We start from the raw sequence: 19,438 nt of genomic DNA, 5'->3' as shown, positions 1-19,438 counted from the left end.
TTAAGAGGAGGCTTACTAACTCGCACTACTTTAGCACTCGCTTGACACGAGTGCTAATTTGTATATATTAAGATTTATGGACGGAAATACCCGCAAACAAGATGTGCTAAAAACCATTGTGGAGACCTTTGTCCATACTGGTCAGCCGGTGGGGTCCCTGCAGGTGGCAGAGCAGTTACCTTACGAGGTAAGTTCGGCTACCATCCGCAATGATATGGTCGAATTAACCGAGTTAGGGCTACTGGAACAGCCCCATACTTCGGCTGGCAGAATTCCTTCCGATTTCGGCTATAAATCGTATGTAAAAATTATTACCCAGGAACGCCGGGAATTAACTAAAAAGCAGCAAGAAGTATTAACGCGTCATTTTGAAAAATTACGCAGTTTGCAGGAAAAATACCAAGCGGCGGCTAAATTGCTGGCGGAGATGTCCGGGAGTGTGGGCATGTTGATGGATGATGCCCAGAATGTTTACTTATCCGGGTTTAGCAATATTGCCAGAATGCCGGAGTTTGGCGAGCAACAGTTTGGCATTAAATTAATGGAGGCCTTGGAGCAACCCAAAGCATTAATGGAGACGGCCAGTTATGGCACTAATCCGGAAGATGTGAAAGTGTTGATCGGCCAAGATAATCCCCAAATGAATAAAGCGACCATTGTTATTACTAATTTTGGCCCGCAGGGGAAGCAGGTGATCAGTATTATCGGCCCCACGCGGATGGATTACAACAAAGCCTTGCCACTAGTTGATTATATGAAAAAATTATTAACCGACCTGTAAATATTTTAGGTGTCATCCCGACCGTAGTGGAGGGATCTGGAATCTAGTGCGAGAGATTCCTCGACTCTGCTCGGAATGACAAAGAGAGAAAGGAAAACCTATGTCCAAAAAGAAAGACAATCAGCCGGAGAACAAGGAAACTCAACGGCTCAATCCCGATGAGCCGTTGAAAGATCAGTCAGAAATTAAACCCGAAGTAAATTGGGAAGATGTGGCCAAGCGCGCATTGGCCGATCTGGATAATTATAAAAAACAGCAAGAAAAACTGCGCGGCGAGCTTACTCAATTTATGAATATGGCTTTGCTCACCAGATTTCTGGATATTAACGATGATCTGTCCCGGGTGTTGCACACCGTCCAAAACAAAAAACTGGATCCCTCCACTATTCCGCCGGATGTCCTGCAGTGCCAGATGGGAGTGATGGAAGGCATAACCAATATTTTGAAGAAATTTGATGAGGTGTTTAAGGCAGAAGGTCTGGATAAAATTGAAGTCAAACCGGGCGATAAGTTTGACCCTTCAATTATGGAGGCCGTTTCTCACGAAGACCACACTGAACACAAAGATGACACCGTGATCGAACAGCTCCAAGCCGGATTAAAGTATAAAGACCAAATTATCAAACCCGCAAAGGTAAGAGTAGGGAAATAACATATATGCCACAACAAATTAAAGATCTTAGGACAGCTGAACAAAGAATATTTATAGATATAAGTAAAGCGTTGAAAGACGACTCTGTTTTATTCGAAGACACTGTAAATCTATTTGAAAATCTAAAAGTTGATGGTTTGTCTTCGCCTGTAGAAATCAATACTCCCCAATCAATTATTATGTTGATTACACAAGCTATTAAAAAAGATTTGGTAGAAAGCTATAATAATTTATTGAATGGCCATTTGGGTACTGCAGGATTCCTTTTAAGAAGAGCGATAGACTACACAGTAGATGCAGATACCATTAGAAAAGATGAGAATAATTGGAGGATATGGGTTGATTTAGATGAACTGCAGATAAAAAATAAATCAAAATATGATAAATGGATAAGGACAGATAGGTCTGCAACAGACAATTTGACATCCGTCAGCAGAACCGATCTTAAATGTATTTATGATCTTAGTTGCCAATACTTTGCTCATTCTGGGGTAGCGCCACTTTCTTATTGTTGGTCTAGCGCAATTGGAAATACGTATCATTCTATTGAATTGTCGTCTGTTGATAATGTGGCCCCCAAAAATGATACCAATTATATTATTAACTACGAAAGATTTTCTATCTATATAATTAGGGCAATGTTTATTATCTTGCATATCCTGCAAATGTGTTTCAAGGAATATACCTTGCTTTCTGACAAATTTGAATATTGGTTCAGTAAAAAACTAACCAAATATGATTCTCAGAGAAAGAAATTCATAGAAGATAATTTTATCGAGGTCAAAATGTTACTAAACAATAAATTAACCACAATAAACAGATAGAATTTAAAAATCTGAGCAAATATGAATAAAATAATTGGAATTGATTGTTTATGGAAACTACATTAATTGCAGAACAATTAGGAGTAAAAATTTTAAAGCGCTTGCGAGGAGCAGAAGTTTTAGATGCTATCGATGCAGAAGATTTAAAAGGAAATGTCTTTTTGGTAGAAAAGGACGGGCAGAAGATGGTATTAAAAACCGGAAATTTCAATAAAAATGAGGTGGCAGATAACCAGAAATTATCTAGTTTAGGCATTCGCACTCACAAAGTTCTGGACAGCAAGTCAGGCGAATATATTTTATATGAATATCTGGATGCACCGCTGTTGGCTCAAAAGGATTATTGGAGTGATGAGAATCTTGAAAGAGTAATAGCACTGCACCAGCAAATCCGAGATGGACTAGCCAGTCAACAACCAACCGACGCAGATATAAAAGAAGCCGAAGATAGGTTGTGGGAACGGATAAATACTAAATGGTTACCAATTCTAGTGCCAAATGTGTTGACTGCCGATATTGCCGAGAGAATTAAAAAATTTTACCAGGAGCGCAAAGATATTTGGGGTAAAATCGCTTTAATTTATCGAGATAATAACGCCGAGCATTATGTAGACTTGAGCGATCAATTAGCTGTACTGGATGTCGATCTTATTTTTGGCCCAAAAGAATATATGAATATGCGTTATTTGTGCTGGGTGTTGTTTAAATCTCCCCAAGAGCATATTGGGGATCCAGCGGTCTGGGCGCAAAAGTGGACTGAATACCTTAAGGCTACTCCGGAACATTACGCCACCTGGCTCTTAAGCCTGATTGGTATTTTGTGGGATATTTATGGCAATGAAAACAGCAAAGGCCAACAAATAGAAAAAACAGAGAATATTAAAAAATTGTTAGCATTTGTAATGGATAAATTAGGAATATAACGAATAATAAGGTAACCCCCTGCCTACCGGCAGGCAGGCTCGACTTCGCTCGGGGCGATAAAATAATAAATTAAATTAAGGAGTTTATCGTGAATAAAATAATTGGAATTGATTTGGGGACAACCAACAGTGCCGCCGCCGTCATGCGCGGAGGCAAAGTTGAAGTTATACCAAGCGCCGAAGGCGGCCGGACCGTACCATCAGTAGTGGCAATCAATAAAAATAACGAAAAACTGGTCGGCCAAATTGCCAAACGGCAAGCCGTGACCAACCCGGATAACACTATTTTTTCGGTGAAACGGCTGATCGGCCGCAAATTTACCGATTCGGAAGTGCAGCGGGACCAGAAAATTTTGCCATACAAAATAGTTCAGTCTAATGGCGGGGTCGGAGTGATGATGGGGAATAAAGAATATACTCCCCAGGAAATTTCAGCTTTCATTTTACAGAAGATCAAAGCCGATGCCGAAAAGTATCTGGGCGAGCCGGTCACCGAAGCTGTCATTACCGTCCCGGCCTATTTTGACGATTCACAACGCCAAGCTACTAAAGATGCCGGGCAAATTGCCGGATTAACTGTCAAAAGAATCATCAACGAACCCACCGCTGCCACCCTGGCTTACGGATTGGATAAAAAGAAGAATGAAAAAATTGCGGTTTACGATCTGGGCGGCGGCACTTACGATATCTCTATTTTAGAGATCGGCGACAGCGAGGGAGAATCGGTATTTGAAGTGAAAGCCACTAATGGCGACACTCACTTGGGCGGCGATGATTTCGATCAAAAGATTATTGCTTGGATTATTGATGAATTCAAAAAAGAACAGGGGATTGATTTAACTCAAGACAAATTGGCTTTGCAACGGCTTAAAGAAGCCGGCGAAAAAGCCAAGCAGGAATTGTCCAGCTCCACTGAAACCGAGATTAATATTCCGTTTGTGACGGCCGATGAATCCGGCCCTAAGCATTTGATCATGAAATTAACCCGCGCCAAGTTAGAACAATTAGTTGGTGATTTAATTCAGAGCACGATTCCGCCGATGGAAAAGGCTCTCTCGGATTCCGGTTTCAAGAAAAGCGACATTGATGAAGTGGTATTGGTGGGAGGAATGACGCGGATGCCGGCGGTGCAAAAATTGATCAAAGATTTTTTTGGCAAAGAACCCAATCAAAGCGTGAATCCGGACGAAGCGGTGGCCATTGGTGCCGCCGTGCAAGGTGGGGTGTTGCAAGGTGATGTCAAAGACATCCTGCTTTTAGATGTCACGCCGCTGTCATTGGGGTTAGAAACGCTGGGCGGAGTGGCTACTAAGCTAATTGATCGCAATACCACTATCCCTACTTCCAAAACTCAAATATTTTCTACCGCCACGGATAACCAAACTTCAGTGGAAATTAATATCGTGCAAGGCGAGCGTGAAATGGCGGCTGACAATAAAACTCTCGGCCGGTTTGTACTGGATGGTATTCCTCCTTCACCCCGGGGCATTCCGCAAGTAGAAGTAATTTTTGACATTGATGCCAATGGCATTCTGAATGTTTCCGCTAAAGATAAAGCGACAAATAAGGAACAGAAAATTACGATTACCGCTTCCTCCGGCTTGTCTAAAGACGAGGTCAAGAAAATGGCTGATGAAGCCGAAAAACATGCCGCGGAAGACAAGCAAAAGCGCGAAAAAGTCGATACAAAAAATCATGCCGATACTCTGATTTATACTACCGAGAAGGCGATCAAAGACGCGGGTGAGAAACTGGATGCAGGAGTGAAATCTGAAATTGAAGAAAAAGTTAAACGCGTGAAAGATCTCTTAGATTCAGATAATACTGACGAATTAAAGCAGGCCACAGATGATTTGGGGAGTGCTTTATCTAAAATCGGCGAAAGTATGTATAAATCCGCCAGCGCCGAAACGCCTGCTGACCAAACTAGTGCCCAAACCGATCAGCCTAAAGAAGGTGAGTTCACCGAAGGCAGCGATGGAGAGAAGAAATAAGATAGATATGATATATTGTAAGAGTTAAAAATAAAATTAATGTAGTCCTGATGTTCCAATTAGCATTGGAAAGCGGGACGCATCTAACGATGCGGGGGATACAGATGAAAAGTAAACAAATAGTTGGAGTGGCTTTAGCGCTAACGTTGGTATTAGTATTAGCGGGCGCGGGCTGCCAACGCCGAGTAATTGATAATGAAATTACCAATAATACGATTGATAATACCATTGGTAATACCGCCAATAATACAGTTGGCAACACTATCAATAATACGATCTCGCCAGTGAGTGGCGTGCCCGATAGCGGTTTGCCCAATCCCACTTTGATTATAGAAAGTCTGAAGAAAGAAACTAAAGATGCGACCGATCGGATCCGCACTCTTAAAGCAGATGCGCAATTAACTATCGTATCGTCTAAGTACATTAACTCGTTGTCTGATTTTTATGGCCTGAATACTAACTGGTATATTTTTGCTTCGGCTAGTGATCCTGCTAATTTCTATTTGGTGAATATGCCGCGCAACGGAGAATCACTTAAAAGGTTAATTATGCCAAAGGTCGATTTTAGCCTCGGTTTCGACGTACTGCCTATTCCGATGGGCCCGACTGATAATAAATGGTTAAAGAGTTATGCCGATGCTTTGCAGATAGCGGAAACTAATGGGGGATCGGCTTTCCGGGCTCAGCATAAAACTTTTGAGACATCTGTCATTCTGGCTTATCCAGCCGGTCAACCTCAGTTGAATTGGTATGTGACCTACAAAGCCACCGATGGAACCGCCGCTTACCTCAAAGCGCAAATCGATGCCACTACTGGGAATATCACTATTGTGCAGTAGGTTCAGCTAATAATTTGATCCCAAAAAGCCAGGGGCGGGAACTCTCCGGTGTCATTAATTACTAAATTATGCCATCAGAAGATTACTATGAAATACTGGGTGTCAGTCGAGAAGCGACTCCCGAAGACATTAAAAAAGCTTATCGTAAGTTAGCTTTAAAATACCATCCCGATAAAACTAAAGGCGACAAAACGGCAGAAACCCAATTTAAAAAAATCAACTCGGCCTATCAAATACTGTCTGATCCGGAGAAAAAAAGACAATACGATCAATTTGGTGCCGCTACCGGGAATGGTTTTAACGGTTGGCAAGGAGCGGACTTTTCTAACGTTGATTTGGGCGACTTAGGCGGTTTTGGCGACATTTTTGATACATTTTTTGGAGGTAGGCAACGGCGCCGGCAAAATCCGGAAAATATTAAACGGGGGAATGATATTGAAGCTAACTGGCAGATTACTTTTGAAGAAGCTGTTTTCGGAGCCACTAAAAAAATCAGCATTAATCGACTAGTAACCTGCGAGGCTTGTCAGGGAACAGGAGCGACTGATGGCAAACTAGTGCAATGCACAGCTTGCAAAGGAACCGGCGAGCTCAAAAAGACTCAAAAAACTATCCTGGGAGCTTTTACCCAGACTTATATCTGCGATGAATGTAAAGGATTAGGCGAGAAACCGGCTAAAGTTTGTCGGCACTGCCGGGGCGAAGGCCGTAAAACTAAAACAGAAATGGTGGAGGTTAGTTTCCCTGCCGGGATTAATAGCGGTCAAACTATTAAATTAACTGGTTTGGGCGAATCAGGTTGGCGCGGAGGAAAATCAGGTGATTTGTACATCACCGTTCACGTTCTGCCAAGCAAAGACTTTCAAAGGGATGGTTTCGATGTGTACCGGACAGAAATTATTACTTACCCGATAGCAGTGTTAGGCGGAGAAGTAAAAATTAAATCTTTAGATGGTTGGCTAAATTTAACTATTCCGGCCGGAACTAAAAGCGGAGAAGTCTTCCGTTTACGCGGTAAGGGGATTAAAGAGTTGGATCAAGCGAGCTATGGTGATTTGTTGGTCAAGACAGAGATTGCCGTACCGCAACGCCTGACATTAAAGCAGAAACGACTATTAGAAGATCTACGCGAAGAATTTCTGGAAAAATAAATCCCGTAACTGTATTTTCCGTTATACAGATTTACTTTCGGGCTGTTTTTTGTTATGGTGGAGCCAGTTTTATTAGGATAAATTTTTTACAATTTTATGATGCCAACCTGGGATGTTGTGTTATTGGTTTTCTTTGCCGCTAGCCTGGTCTACGGATTTTTATTGGGCAAGGACAAAATGATGATAACAATCCTAGGAGCTTACGTTGGTCTAGTCATTGCTAATCAATGGGGAGCTCGAGTATTTGAACTGGTCTCTCAGCAGTCCGGCGTCTTGGATACGAGTTGGATGCAAGGTAGTCTTTCGATATTTGTAGTTAAAACTGCTCTCTTTGCACTAGTGATATTGATAATTGCCCTGAAAGGAGGCTGGTTAGCGCATCCTCCGGGGAATATGGGGATATTTGGCACGGTCATGCCCGTGGTGTATAGTATGCTCAATGCCGCGCTTATTTCCGCTTCCATACTAGATTTCTTACCAGAAGAAACTTTAAAACAAGTAATTGAAAAATCTGTTATCGCCGGTCCCTTGGTGGCATATTATTCTTGGTGGCTAATCTTGCCAGTTGTGTTTATTCTGGTGTCCGGCTGGCTGACAAGAGAGTAGGGTTATAAAAACTTAACGTTGACGATGAAACCGATACGACTATTTGAATGGGGTGGAGGCAATTTGTTGTTTTACCAATGGGGAAGATTGAAGCGCCGCGAACAAACTCTGCGTCTTCTAGTTTCTTTGGTATGGTTTTTACATCTTGGTTTTTGGATCATCTGGATTATTTTCATCGCCCCCTATCCGATTGCTCTGACGATGCCCTTGGGATTTAATTTAGGCATCTTCTCTTGGTTAAAAGATTATTTGTGGCCGTTATTTAATTTGTTGATTATAGCTTGCAACACCTGGTTGATTAATAGAATCTATCCTCGGGATATTTTAAGTGCCTGGCTATTATTGGGGGCGACCTTATTTTTGCAGATTATTGTATTGGGGATCGCCTTATCCTTAATGGTCATGGGATTATAAGATGACACCGCAAGCTCGCCGTTTTTGGGAAATTTTGCCAGGGGCCATGTCTTGGTCGGTTTTAGCACTACCGATCATCTTTTCTGTGGTGTGGCCGGCGGGAGTAGCCTATTTCATTATTATTTTTGATACCTATTGGTTAGTGAAAGCGCTGGTGATGGGCGGACATTTAATTTCTGGTTATCGGCATCTTAAACGCAACACGGCGATTGATTGGGGAGAGCGCTGCGAAAAAACCGAAAACTTGTCGGCCTGGGCGGAGGAATTGTTTCATCAGTTTCATTTAACTAAAGGTTGGCGCCGCTGGAAGTTGCAAGAAGAATGGGAACAAGTCGAGCAGATGAAAGCCCTGCCGAATAAACAAAAAGATTGGCGCGAGGTTTATCATGTCTTTCTATATCCGGTTTATAAGGAAAGCTACGAAGTAATGGAAGCGTCGGTGCGGGCTTGTTTAGCCAGTAATTATCCCAAAAACAAGATCACTATTTTACTGACTGTGGAAGCGAGAGGAGGTGATCGGGTCCGGGCCGATGCGGAACGGGTGCGCACGGAATATGGCGCTGCTTTCCGGGACTTTATTGTCACTGTACATCCCGACGAACCGGATGGAAAAATGAAAGGAGCCAATGGTTATTGGGCAGGGAAATTGTTGCAAAAACAGGTAGATGAACAAGGCTTAGCTTACGACAATATTGTCGTGCATTACTTCGATGCTGATACGCTGCCACATCGCGAATATCTGGCCTGTGTGACTTATCAATATATTATGAATCCCGAGCGGACTTTCCGGAGTTACCAGCCGATCCCGTTGTTTAATAATAATCTGTGGGATGTGCCAGCCTTAAATCGCTTAGTTGCTTTAGGCTCTTCTTATTGGCAAATGATCGAATCGACTCGGCCTTATCGATTGGTTAATTTTTCCTCTCAAGCCATGAGTCTGAAGACCCTCGTGGATATAAATTTTTATGATCGGCAGGTGGTATCGGATGATTCCCGGCAATTTTATCGCGCTTATTTCCAATACAACGGCAATCACAAAGCCGTGCCTATCTTTACGCCCGTATCGATGGATGCCGTGCTGGGTAAAAATTTTTGGGATACTTTGCGAGCCCAATATATTCAAAAACGGCGCTGGGCGTGGGGGATCGAGCACTTTCCTTACTTAGTAGAAAAATTTTTCACTACGCGCGGCCAGTTAACCTGGTATCAAAGAATTATTCACCCCTTCCGTACCTTAGAGGGGCACGTATCTTGGGCAACCTCGTCACTCCTGATTGCTTTAGGCGGGTGGATGCCGCTACTATTGAATCCGAATTTCCGCATGACCGTTTTAGCTTTTAATTTGCCGGTATTAGCTCGGGACATTTTGAGTATCACCTGGTTGGGCGTATTGGTGTCGACGTTTATTTCCTTCTCGCTACTCCCTCCGCGTCCCAAAAAATATAATCGTTGGAAAACCTTAGAAATGTTAGGACAATGGGTGCTGGTTCCGATCTCAGGAATCATTTTTGGGTCCATTCCAGCGCTGGATGCCGAGACGCGGCTGATGCTCGGAAAGTACTTGGGCTTTGCCATCACCCATAAAGAGCGCAAAAGCCGGATTGTATCGATTATGGCCAACGATCAGCCGATCAACAAGGAAATATAGGTCTGGGAGCTGCTTTTAAACCCCCGGTAGCCGCATCTCTTGACTTCCCACCCCGGGGAGCCTATACTGCACAAGTTGTTAAATATCATTTAAAAAGGAGAGCTCAGCGCAGGATTTCCAATCAGGGTTTTATAACGGGAATCCCCAACCAGCAATGGTGGGATTTTCTTTATTGCTAAGTTTTCCTTATAAATTGAACGTTGATAGTTAGAGAGTAGCCAGAAAGTGCGCAAACCTAAAAAAATTATTTTGAGTTCAAACTTTTTTGAGAGTTTGATCCTAGCTCAGGATTAACGCTGGCGGCATGCCTAACACATGCAAGTCGAATGTTGCCGTAAGGTAAACATGGCAGACGGCTGAGTAACACGTGGGTATCTACCTTTGGGTCGGGCATAACTCCGCGAAAGCGGAGATAATTCCCGATATGTCCCTCCCCAGTTTTGTTAATAACATAACCATCATTAATGTTGTTGATAAAACTGGAGAGGGATGAAAAATTTATTGCCCGAAGAGGAACCTGCGTCCGATTAGCTAGTTGGTAGGGTAACGGCCTACCAAGGCGATGATCGGTAATTGGTCTGAGAGGATGACCAGTCAGACTGGAACTGAGACACGGTCCAGACTCCTACGGGAGGCAGCAGTGAGGAATTTTCCACAATGGGCGAAAGCCTGATGGAGCAATGCCGCGTGCAGGAAGAAGGCCCTCGGGTCGTAAACTGCTTTTGTAGAGAAAGATTATGACGGTACTTTGCGAATAAGAGCCTGCTAACTACGTGCCAGCAGCCGCGGTAATACGTAGGGCTCGAGCGTTATCCGGATTCATTGGGCGTAAAGAGTGCGTAGGCGGATTGGTAAGTCAAATGTTAAATACTTCAGCTTAACTGGAGGAAAGCATTTGAAACTGCCCATCTAGAGAGTGGTAGAGGCAGATGGAATTCTCGGTGTAGGGGTAATATCCGTAGATATCGAGAAGAACACCAAAGGCGAAGGCAATCTGCTGGGCCATCTCTGACGCTGAGGCACGAAAGCGTGGGGAGCGAACGGGATTAGATACCCCGGTAGTCCACGCCCTAAACTATGGACACTAGGCATTGGTGGCTTCGGTCCCCTCAGTGCCGTAGCTAACGCGTTAAGTGTCCCGCCTGGGGAGTACGATCGCAAGATTAAAACTCAAAGGAATTGACGGGGACCCGCACAAGCGGTGGAGCACGTGGTTTAATTCGTTACTAACCGAAGAACCTCACCAAGGCTTGAATCCCACTGAAAGCTCGCAGAAACGTGAGCCTCCTTCGGGCAGTGGAGACAGGTGCTGCACGGTTGTCGTCAGCTCGTGTCGTGAGATGTAGGGTTAAGTCCCATAACGAGCGCAACCCCCATGTAGTGTTGTATTTTTCACTACAGACTGCCCTGGTTAACAGGGAGGAAGGCGGGGATGACGTCAAATCAGCGTGGCCTTTATGCCTTGGGCAACACACATGCTACAATGGGTAGGCACAGAGGGTTGCTAAATCGCAAGATCAAGCTAATCCCTTAAAACTACCCCCAGTTCAGATTGCAGGCTGCAACTCGCCTGCATGAAGCCGGAATCGCTAGTAACCGCAGATCAGCTATGCTGCGGTGAATACGTTCTCGGGTCTTGTACACACCGCCCGTCACACCACGAAAGTCAGAGGCGCCCGAAACCCCCTGTAAAGGAGACTAAGGCGAAGCTGATGATTGGGGTGAAGTCGTAACAAGGTATCCGTACGGGAACGTGCGGATGGAACACCTCCTTTCTAGGGAGTTATTGAATATCCGTGGCTGGATGCTGGATGCAAGGCCAACCCTTGTTTCTGGCACCCAACCACTGATGTTCCAACTTCATTTAGAAGTAAGACCGCCATCTTTTATTAGATGGGAAAAGCACTGCTGGCTACTCTCTGACTATCAACTCTTAGAAAATCGACCACGAGAGTGGTTTATTTTGGTGTCAATTTGCCCCTTGACCTTTTTAGATTTTTATGATATAATCAAATAATAGCTAAAATAAAGATAAAATGTCTCAAATTTGGTTAATACCATTAAAGGAAGTTTATTTATTTTTACGCTGGTGGAGTTGGGAAATTCCGGCAGATATTTTTCGGGCGACTCAGACTGCTCTCCTAGATTTCGATAATATCTTGCAGTTCGAAGCGAATTTCCGGCTCTGGTTAGCCGTAGAACCATTATTCGGTGATTATACTTGGGCGGGCAGACTAGTTGGGCTATTGCTCCGAGGAGTCCGAGTGTTATTTACGCTCGTAATTTATACCGGAGTGTTGTTGCTGGGTCTCGTCATAATTGCCAGTTGGTGGTTACTCCCCGTGGCAACATTTTATTTTGGATTTTAAATAAATCGTCATGAATATTAACGCGCAACCACAACTAACTAGTTATCCGAGCTATGCTCAGGTAATTTGGTTGCGCACGAGTTTTTATAGTTGGCTAGGACTAACGCTTATTTGGTTGATATTAGCGATCAGCGCGGTGGGGTTAGGTTGGGAAAGCAGCTTAACTGTGGTGGACTGTATCCGATGGACAGTCTGGTTTGTTTTGATTAGCTTTTATTGGATCAGCCGATTAAAAGGAGCGCAACCAAATAAAAACCAACCCTTCATTTTTGCTAATGGTTTAAATTGGTCAGCTAGACAAATAATTTGGCAGGCAATTGGATTGACTCGCGGCCGTCCTTTAACTAATCAAGATATCTTACGAGTTTTAGGAAAACAACGCCCAGTAGTTTTAGCTATGATGCGGTTAAATGTCACAAGAGCAGAGTGGCAGCTAGTGTTAGAGCAAGCTGCTACGGAAGCGGTAGAAGCCGTCTTAGTGCAAGCGGTGGCTTATGCTCAGGATGATGGTACGCAAATTTCCTGGGCGCATCTATTAAAAAGTATTATGAGCGTATCGCCGAGTTGCCAAGCTATACTAACTAATAAAAAAATTACTTTAACTGAAGCTTTGGGGGTAATAGATTGGACGCGCAAACAATGGGATTTTCGTCAGCCAACTTTACACTCCGGCCTATTGCATGATCTATTTTCGCCCAAACGGAATTTAAACAAAACCTGGACCGCTAAGGCCACACCCATCCTCGATCGGTTTAGTCGCAATCTCTCTGAATTGGCTCGAGTCGGGCTGCTGATTTCCGCTAAAGTGCGTGGTAAGGAGGTGGAAGAAGTGATCCAAGTATTATCTAAGAGCCAAGGTAACAGTGTAATTTTAGTAGGAGAGCCGGGAGTAGGTAAAACCTCAGTAGCGGGAGACGTAGCTCTCAGAATGCTGCGGGGAGATATCCCGAGCCTCGATGATTATAAGCTCATAGAATTAGATATCGGAGCCATGATTGGCGCGGCTGGGAATAATTTTCAACAATTATTTTCTCGCGCCATCCAAGAAGCCTCCGGGTCAGGCAATACCATCTTGTTTATTGGTAATCTTGATCAGCTTGGTAAAGCCAAATCCGGCGAAGGCTTTGATTTATCCGCTATTCTATTAGACGCCCTGCGCAGCAATAATTTGCAGTTGATCGGTACTTCGGACCCGTTAAATTATAAAAAATACATTGAAAATAATACCAATCTCGCCACTTTATTTACTCGGGTCAATATTGCAGAGTTGACTCCCGATGCCGCTGTACTAGTGTTAGAAGACTTAAGTCGGCAGATCGAATCTCGCCAAGGAGTGTTAATGACGCTCGCAGCCATCAAGCAAGCCGTTAGTTTGAGTCAACAATACATTCATGACAATCAATTACCTGATAAAGCCGAAGATATTTTAGATGAAGCGGCTGTTTATGTGGCGCGGCGAGGACTACGAGTAGTAACAGACAAAGAAGTTGGCATAGTGATGAGTTCTAAAACCAATATTCCGATCGGAGATATTAGCCAAGATGAAAGAATTAAACTAGCTGGCCTGGAAGCTAAAATCCACGAACGATTGATTGGCCAGACCGCAGCGGTTACGGCTGTAGCGCAGGCGCTCAAGCGGGCGCGTTTGGGGGTAGCTGCTAGCGGCAAACGTCCGATGGGCACCTTTTTGTTCCTGGGACCTACCGGTGTAGGCAAAACTGAATTAGCTCGCAGTTTGGCTTGGGCTTATTTCGGCGATGATACTAAGATGATTCGTTTGGATATGGGCGAATACCAAACCAAAGAGTCTGTCCATAATCTAATCGGGGCTCCCTTAGTAACCGGAGATATTGCTTTAGCCGGAGGCAGCTTTTCGGAAGCGGTCAAAAAAATGCCTTTTGCCGTTATCTTAATTGATGAAATTGAAAAAGCTCATCCGGATGTTTTAAATATTTTCTTGCGCGTATTGGATGAAGGTAAATTAACTGATAATTTAGGCAATCTGATCGATTTTACCCATACGATTATCATTGCCACTTCCAACGCCGAAGCGAGATATATCGAAGAGGCAGTGCGGCAACAACTGGCCTATCCGGAAATCCAAAAACAATTAACCCAGCTGTTGACCCAGCAGGTTTTTAAACCGGAATTCATTAACCGATTTGATGGAGTAATTGTTTTTGAGCCTTTAACTATGGCGCAGATCGAGCAAATCGCTACGCTAAAAATCCAACAGTTAAGCGCCAGATTACAAGCCGAAAAAAGTATTATTTTACAAGTGGCTCCAGCTGCTATCACTGCTTTAGCGAAGAAAGGTTACGATCCTGCTTTTGGAGCGCGCCCGCTGGAACGAGTTATTCGCGAGGTGATCGAAACCAAAGTAGCTAATAGTTTATTGAACAATCCTGAAACTAAGCAAGTAGTGATAGATATTACTGATATATTAAGTTAAAATTAAGCTATGAAAACCAAGTCGCGAACCAAGAATAAACACGCTCAATTGCAGTTTAAAGCTCTGCGGAATTTGAGTTTTATTCTAGCGGGAGTGATTTTAGTGGGAGCGCTGATTTATTATGTTAAATCTGGTGTGACCGGGAGCTCTGCCTTCGAACAATTTCCGCGGTCGCTAGTTTATGCAGTAGTCAGTCAAAGCGGCGTGCCGCAAGTGAGTGCTGCTGACGGTACCAGTTATGCGGTACATTATGCTAAACCGGGCGATACGGTAGACATGTATGTAGTAGTCAAAAACTTATCCAAAAACACTAAGGCTTTAGTCTGGTATCCCCAACATGAGTTAGCGGCTGAAACCAATATGCCTAATGCGCATGCAATAGGAGCAGGCACTTTCGGCGATGTGCAGCCAACCTGGTTGGATAATTCCAGTTTTATTATGAACGGTAATCGCTTAGCTTATTATGATGGTCCCGCTGTGCACAAAGGCAAATACATGGTATTAGCTTGGCGGATAAAAATTGCCAACAGCGCGGTGTTGGGCAATTATCCTCTCGATGTGGCGCTAGTCAGAGAATATGACGAACAGGGCAACCGGGTCTACAACAATGGGAAAACTTATCCCATCTCTTACATTCATTGGGTATTTAATGTTTCTAATATTGATATGTATAGCAGTAACTTCCATGAGCGATCAGGATATACCCCCACTGCTGTAGCAGTTAAATATGAAACAGCCCCTGATAAAATGAGCATCTCTACTTACAACTTAACTAGCGGACAGGTCAGAGAAATTTATCAGGCAACTATTAATAATTTGAATTGGGGGATGCACCCGGTCATTGCTGATCCTTATGTAGGTAAGTTACTCCTGACTACTGACCCCAGTCGAGGGACATCCGATCAAGTAATTGATTTAAATGGCAATTCGGTCAACGTCCCGGGTCTTGACCTTAACCAATGGTGGTTTCGGGCATTAGCTGCACCGGATAGCCAAACTTGGATGCTGGAAAAAAATTTCTTTGACGGAGTACATATTTATGACCTGGCTAAACAGGCAGCTTCAGTATTTGCTTTCGATCGTAATTTGAATGAAAGGTTTTGGTTGGCTGACAGCAGCCGAGTTTTCTGGTCGGCTTATCGGGGGAATAAACTGGCCTTCTACCAGTTATTTATGAATTCCGATCGGCAGCCTGAGCCGGTCTGGTGGTTAAATCATCAAGGTTTTAATGAAGCTAAATTTAGCTTAGAAGGAAATGTTGGTATTGGTACAATTGTTAATTACAATAGCGCCTGGAAATGGGTGCCTCCATCAGAAATTAAATCAATCAGAATTGATACGGGTTTGGTACAGAGCCTAATTAAGAGCTCGGTAGCCAAATATCGGGTAGAAGCAATTTCTCCGGATGGCAGTATGTTTATTTTCACTGCCGACTATCCTTCAGGCTCGCTAGTTAACAGTATGGAAGGCGGCGGCCAAGTCGGCGTCGACAATACCGTAACTTTTATTTCTCGTACTGGTGATGTTTTTCAACCAATGGTCTTATCGAAGGATATGACAGGCATTAGTGTAAGAGGTTGGTCGAAAGATAATCGGTATGTTGTTTACGAAGAGTATCCTTACTGTGGCGAAGGGGCCGGCGAAGTTTGTCCGGATTCTAAACTATGGTTGTTTGATCTAAGTGCGAGACAAAAAATTACTCCTGCCATAACCAATATCATCGGAATTATTTAATTCACTTCTTCATTAATCTACCGAGAGAAAGGCGGGAAGTGATTTATAATACAAATAGAGGTGCCAGGACCGACCCTCGCGAACAGTGAATACGAACCATATTCGTTTACTATGACTAAGAATAAATTATTTGGATGGATTCTAATTATTGCCGCCGCCGCCGCTTTGTGGTATTGGGCCAAGGCAGGTTTTCCGAGCCCAGCACCCATTACTAATCAAACTAGCCAATCAGGAAACGTTCTGCCAACCAGCCAGGGGACTTTCGGTAGTAGTGAAATAGCTAGCCTCTTAAAAGAGGCTGCCGATGAACAAGCCAGCGCCAGCGCTGAAGTCGGAGAAACAGCTTTAATCAAGTATATTGGTCAAGCGGTAAGCGATTTAAATCAATCTTATGAAGAAAGTAAATTCTAAAATCTGGGTTGGATTACTCATTTTCGGCTTAATTAGTAGTTTGTGGCTCCCCGGGATAGTTTTTGCCCAATCTGGTACCGGATTGCCTCTGGGGAAAGGAATCGGCAGCGGTAATTTTTGCGCTAAGATAAAGAATTCTAAGATTGATCAACAAATTGCCAACCAAATTGCCCGATTAAAAATTAATTATCAGACTCGCTGGGATAAAATATCTTCAGTGCGGACTGATCAAATTGATAAATTGGCCACACAACGAACTCGCTGGGAAACAAATCATGAAAAACAGTTTTCCGGACTTCGGGCTAAGGCAGAAACGGATGCCGAGAAAGCAGCCGTAGAAGCCTTTATTAAAGCAGTCAATGCAGCTATTCTGGCTCGGAAAACGGCAGTAGATGCTGCTATAACTACTTTCCGGACAGGAGTAGATAAAGCCATTGCTGCGCGGAAGACGGCCTTAATCAATGTTTCCGACAATTATTACAAAGCAGTGAAAGGGGCTTTAGATCAAGCCAGGCTGGATTGTGCCAAGAGCGGGGCTGATAATACGGTGCTAAGGACGGCTTTTATTGATAGTTTAAAAACCGCTAAAGCCAAAATGCAAACCGAGAAAGTTAATGTAGATAAATTGGGGGAGACTATTCAGAAGTTGTCTGATAGCAAAAAAGCAGCTCTGACTAAAGCTGTGACTGATTTCAAGACTGCCGTAGAAGCTGCCCGGGCTAAAATGCAGTTGGCCTTTCAATAGATTGTTGTAACACCAAATCATAAAAACCCTGAGTTTTCAGGGTTTTTATGAAATCCATTTATATTTTGGTGGACCGACGGAGATTCGAACTCCGGACCCCCACATTGCAAATGTGATGCTCTACCAGCTGAGCTATCGGCCCAAATTTTTATTACCACGGAAGAGAAATCCAGCCAAAACCTATCAAAAAGCCCAAGACAATGGCGACTAATCCGAATAAAAGGTGAGCGGTATAGGTGCCCCCCGACCCAAAATATTTTTCTGCCCAACCGATGCGCATGTTAATTGTTTCGGTGATTTTGCGATGATAAATAACGTATAAAATACCGCCAAATACACCAACGACAAAAAAGAAAAACTTCATTTATTTTTTATTTAGATGAGTGGTGGGCGCACCTGGTCTCGAACCAGGGACCTCAGTCTTATCAGGACTGCGCTCTAACCAACTGAGCTATGCGCCCATCTTTCCAAGAGCCAGAGGCTTTCTTAAGCCAGTGGCCGGTCCAGAGCCGCCATAGGCGGCTGGAGGACCTCCGGGTCGGAGACCCGAATTTCAATGTTGTTGTAAACAATTTATCAGTCTACATATAGTAAAATATCAGGTCTAGCGAGGTTTGGCAATTCAGTAATCTCCTTCTGTTAGAATAGTAGTATGGCAGTGATCAAAACTAAGGGTATCATTATCCGACGGATTAATTTAGGAGAAGCCGACAGAATTCTGACTATTCTCACGGCCGATCGGGGTAAGATCAGGGTGGTAGCGCGGGGGGTGCGCCGGGCCAACGCTAAGCTAAGCGGATTTTTAGAATTATTTCGTTACAATGAATACCTTTTAGCTGAGGGGCGCAATTTAGATATAATTACCGGAGCGGCTACCATTGAGAACTTTCGACAGATTAGCCTCAATCTTCGCAAAATCGGCTTGGCTTATTACGTCGCTGAAATTAGCGATCGATTAGTAGAAGAAACCCAAGAAGCTGATCAGGTATTTGATCTGGTTTACACGGCATTGAAAGAAATCAATGCCAATAAATTACCTCTCGACTTTGTTAAGAGCTTTTTTGAATTCAACATACTGTCCGTTTTAGGATTTAAGCCAGAGCTGACTAAATGTATTGTTTGTGAGAAACCAATCGACCTGACGCAAAAGACGGGGTTTAGCGTTACCCTTGGCGGTCTGATTGATCGCGATCATTTATTCAGCGACCCAAGCGCTATCATGGTCGATCAGCTTGTAGCAAAAACGCTTTGCCTGATGACCAGCGCGCCCTTAAAACATTTTCATACCTTTGAGCAACTCTCAGAAGTCACTCCACAGATTGCGCAAATTAGTGCCAACTTTTTGGATTATATGATGGAGAAGAATTTGCGGTCCAAAGAATTTTTAGAAGAGGTCTTAGAGTTTTAGGATTTCACGATTTTGCGGCGGTTGTGGAAGGCGCGATGGACTTCTTTGAGTTGGGGGTTAGTGAGGTGGGTGTAGATTTGAGTGGTGGTGATGGAAGAATGTCCTAGCATAGCCTGGACGGAACGAATATCAGCGCCGTTAATCAGTAGGTCGGTGGCAAACGAATGGCGCAAGACATGGGGCGTCACTTTTTTGACCAGCCCGGCCGAAGTCGCATATTTTTGCACGATACGTTGAATGCTACGAGGGGTTAGAGGCTCGTGCGGAGTCGGGCCGGCATGAGAGATAAAAGCCGCTTCGGCATTATCGGTTCGCCGGTCAAAATATTTTTGTAGCAGTTCTTTAGCGTCACTGGACAAGAAAACCACCCTGGGTTTGTCACCTTTGCCGCGGACCATAAACTCGCCTCGCTTGAGATCGATATTTTTGCGGGTTAAGCCGGTCAGCTCGGATACTCGGAGACCGGTAGAGAATAAAACCGTAAGAA

The 19,438-nt window shown here is 43.8% G+C and carries 18 protein-coding genes, 2 tRNA genes and 1 rRNA gene; 17 read left to right on the top strand and 4 right to left on the bottom strand.

Annotation, left to right across the window (positions count from 1 at the left end; translation table 11 throughout):
• The first annotated feature begins 76 nt into the window (after window positions 1-76).
• The 16 genes from WC805_01965 to WC805_01890 all read left to right on the top strand — a co-directional run bounded on the left by WC805_01965 (window position 77) and on the right by WC805_01890 (window position 17,543).
• Complete coding sequence (locus tag WC805_01965; GenBank protein MFA5967261.1) at window positions 77-781, top strand: DeoR family transcriptional regulator; 705 nt, start codon at window positions 77-79, stop codon at window positions 779-781.
• A gap of 100 nt (window positions 782-881) precedes the next feature.
• Complete coding sequence (locus WC805_01960) at window positions 882-1,433, top strand: nucleotide exchange factor GrpE (protein MFA5967260.1); 552 nt, start codon at window positions 882-884, stop codon at window positions 1,431-1,433.
• A 5-nt stretch (window positions 1,434-1,438) separates the two neighbouring features.
• Entirely contained in the window at window positions 1,439-2,257 is an 819-nt protein-coding gene (locus WC805_01955) for a hypothetical protein (GenBank protein MFA5967259.1), read from the top strand.
• 50 nt (window positions 2,258-2,307) lie between these two features.
• A complete protein-coding gene (locus WC805_01950; protein ID MFA5967258.1) occupies window positions 2,308-3,180 on the top strand; it encodes a hypothetical protein in 873 nt (290 codons plus the stop codon).
• A gap of 89 nt (window positions 3,181-3,269) precedes the next feature.
• Window positions 3,270-5,174, top strand: a complete 1,905-nt coding sequence (gene dnaK, locus WC805_01945; GenBank protein MFA5967257.1) for a molecular chaperone DnaK — start codon at window positions 3,270-3,272, stop codon at window positions 5,172-5,174.
• 50 nt (window positions 5,175-5,224) lie between these two features.
• Window positions 5,225-6,013 carry a hypothetical protein gene (locus WC805_01940; GenBank protein ID MFA5967256.1) on the top strand — a complete coding sequence of 263 codons (789 nt, stop codon included), beginning with the start codon at window positions 5,225-5,227 and terminating at the stop codon, window positions 6,011-6,013.
• A 68-nt stretch (window positions 6,014-6,081) separates the two neighbouring features.
• Complete coding sequence (gene dnaJ, locus WC805_01935; GenBank protein ID MFA5967255.1) at window positions 6,082-7,164, top strand: molecular chaperone DnaJ; 1,083 nt, start codon at window positions 6,082-6,084, stop codon at window positions 7,162-7,164.
• 99 nt (window positions 7,165-7,263) lie between these two features.
• Window positions 7,264-7,770: a hypothetical protein gene (locus tag WC805_01930; GenBank protein ID MFA5967254.1), complete on the top strand. Its 507-nt coding sequence runs from the start codon at window positions 7,264-7,266 to the stop codon at window positions 7,768-7,770.
• A gap of 24 nt (window positions 7,771-7,794) precedes the next feature.
• On the top strand, window positions 7,795-8,184 hold the full coding sequence (locus WC805_01925) for a hypothetical protein (GenBank protein ID MFA5967253.1): 390 nt from the start codon (window positions 7,795-7,797) through the stop codon (window positions 8,182-8,184).
• A 1-nt stretch (window position 8,185) separates the two neighbouring features.
• Window positions 8,186-9,832: a hypothetical protein gene (locus WC805_01920; protein ID MFA5967252.1), complete on the top strand. Its 1,647-nt coding sequence runs from the start codon at window positions 8,186-8,188 to the stop codon at window positions 9,830-9,832.
• Window positions 9,833-10,093: 261 nt separating this feature from the next.
• A 16S ribosomal RNA gene (locus WC805_01915) occupies window positions 10,094-11,607 on the top strand.
• A 261-nt stretch (window positions 11,608-11,868) separates the two neighbouring features.
• Window positions 11,869-12,201, top strand: a complete 333-nt coding sequence (locus tag WC805_01910; protein ID MFA5967251.1) for a hypothetical protein — start codon at window positions 11,869-11,871, stop codon at window positions 12,199-12,201.
• A 10-nt stretch (window positions 12,202-12,211) separates the two neighbouring features.
• Window positions 12,212-14,653, top strand: coding sequence for an ATP-dependent Clp protease ATP-binding subunit (locus tag WC805_01905; GenBank protein MFA5967250.1), 2,442 nt, complete (start codon window positions 12,212-12,214; stop codon window positions 14,651-14,653).
• A 9-nt stretch (window positions 14,654-14,662) separates the two neighbouring features.
• Window positions 14,663-16,387 (top strand): hypothetical protein, encoded by a 1,725-nt coding sequence (locus tag WC805_01900; protein ID MFA5967249.1) that lies wholly within the window; start codon window positions 14,663-14,665, stop codon window positions 16,385-16,387.
• Window positions 16,388-16,498: 111 nt separating this feature from the next.
• Window positions 16,499-16,798: a hypothetical protein gene (locus tag WC805_01895; protein MFA5967248.1), complete on the top strand. Its 300-nt coding sequence runs from the start codon at window positions 16,499-16,501 to the stop codon at window positions 16,796-16,798.
• Window positions 16,779-17,543 (top strand): hypothetical protein, encoded by a 765-nt coding sequence (locus tag WC805_01890; GenBank protein MFA5967247.1) that lies wholly within the window; start codon window positions 16,779-16,781, stop codon window positions 17,541-17,543. The genes WC805_01895 and WC805_01890 overlap by 20 nt, the downstream gene beginning before the upstream one ends.
• Before the next feature lie 66 nt (window positions 17,544-17,609).
• On the opposite strand, the gene WC805_01885 is transcribed toward WC805_01890, so the two are convergent.
• The 3 genes from WC805_01885 to WC805_01875 all read right to left on the bottom strand — a co-directional run bounded on the left by WC805_01885 (window position 17,610) and on the right by WC805_01875 (window position 18,004).
• Window positions 17,610-17,685 (bottom strand) — tRNA-Ala (locus WC805_01885).
• Between the two features lie 9 nt (window positions 17,686-17,694).
• Window positions 17,695-17,907: a hypothetical protein gene (locus tag WC805_01880; GenBank protein MFA5967246.1), complete on the bottom strand. Its 213-nt coding sequence runs from the start codon at window positions 17,905-17,907 to the stop codon at window positions 17,695-17,697.
• A gap of 20 nt (window positions 17,908-17,927) precedes the next feature.
• A tRNA-Ile gene (locus WC805_01875) sits at window positions 17,928-18,004 on the bottom strand.
• A gap of 191 nt (window positions 18,005-18,195) precedes the next feature.
• On the opposite strand from WC805_01875, the gene recO reads away from it, so the two are divergent.
• Window positions 18,196-18,951, top strand: a complete 756-nt coding sequence (gene recO / locus WC805_01870) for a DNA repair protein RecO (protein ID MFA5967245.1) — start codon at window positions 18,196-18,198, stop codon at window positions 18,949-18,951.
• Here the strand turns inward: recO and WC805_01865 are convergent.
• Window positions 18,948-19,438 (bottom strand): tyrosine-type recombinase/integrase (locus WC805_01865; protein ID MFA5967244.1); only part of this gene is annotated, 491 nt, incomplete at its 5' end. The genes recO and WC805_01865 overlap by 4 nt on opposite strands.

Source organism: Patescibacteria group bacterium, assembly GCA_041659905.1.
Classification (GTDB): domain Bacteria; phylum Patescibacteriota; class Kazan-3B-28; order Kazan-3B-28; family UBA10110; genus UBA10110.
Note: the sequence above shows the minus strand (reverse complement) of the source record. Positions and strands in the feature narration are given on the sequence as shown.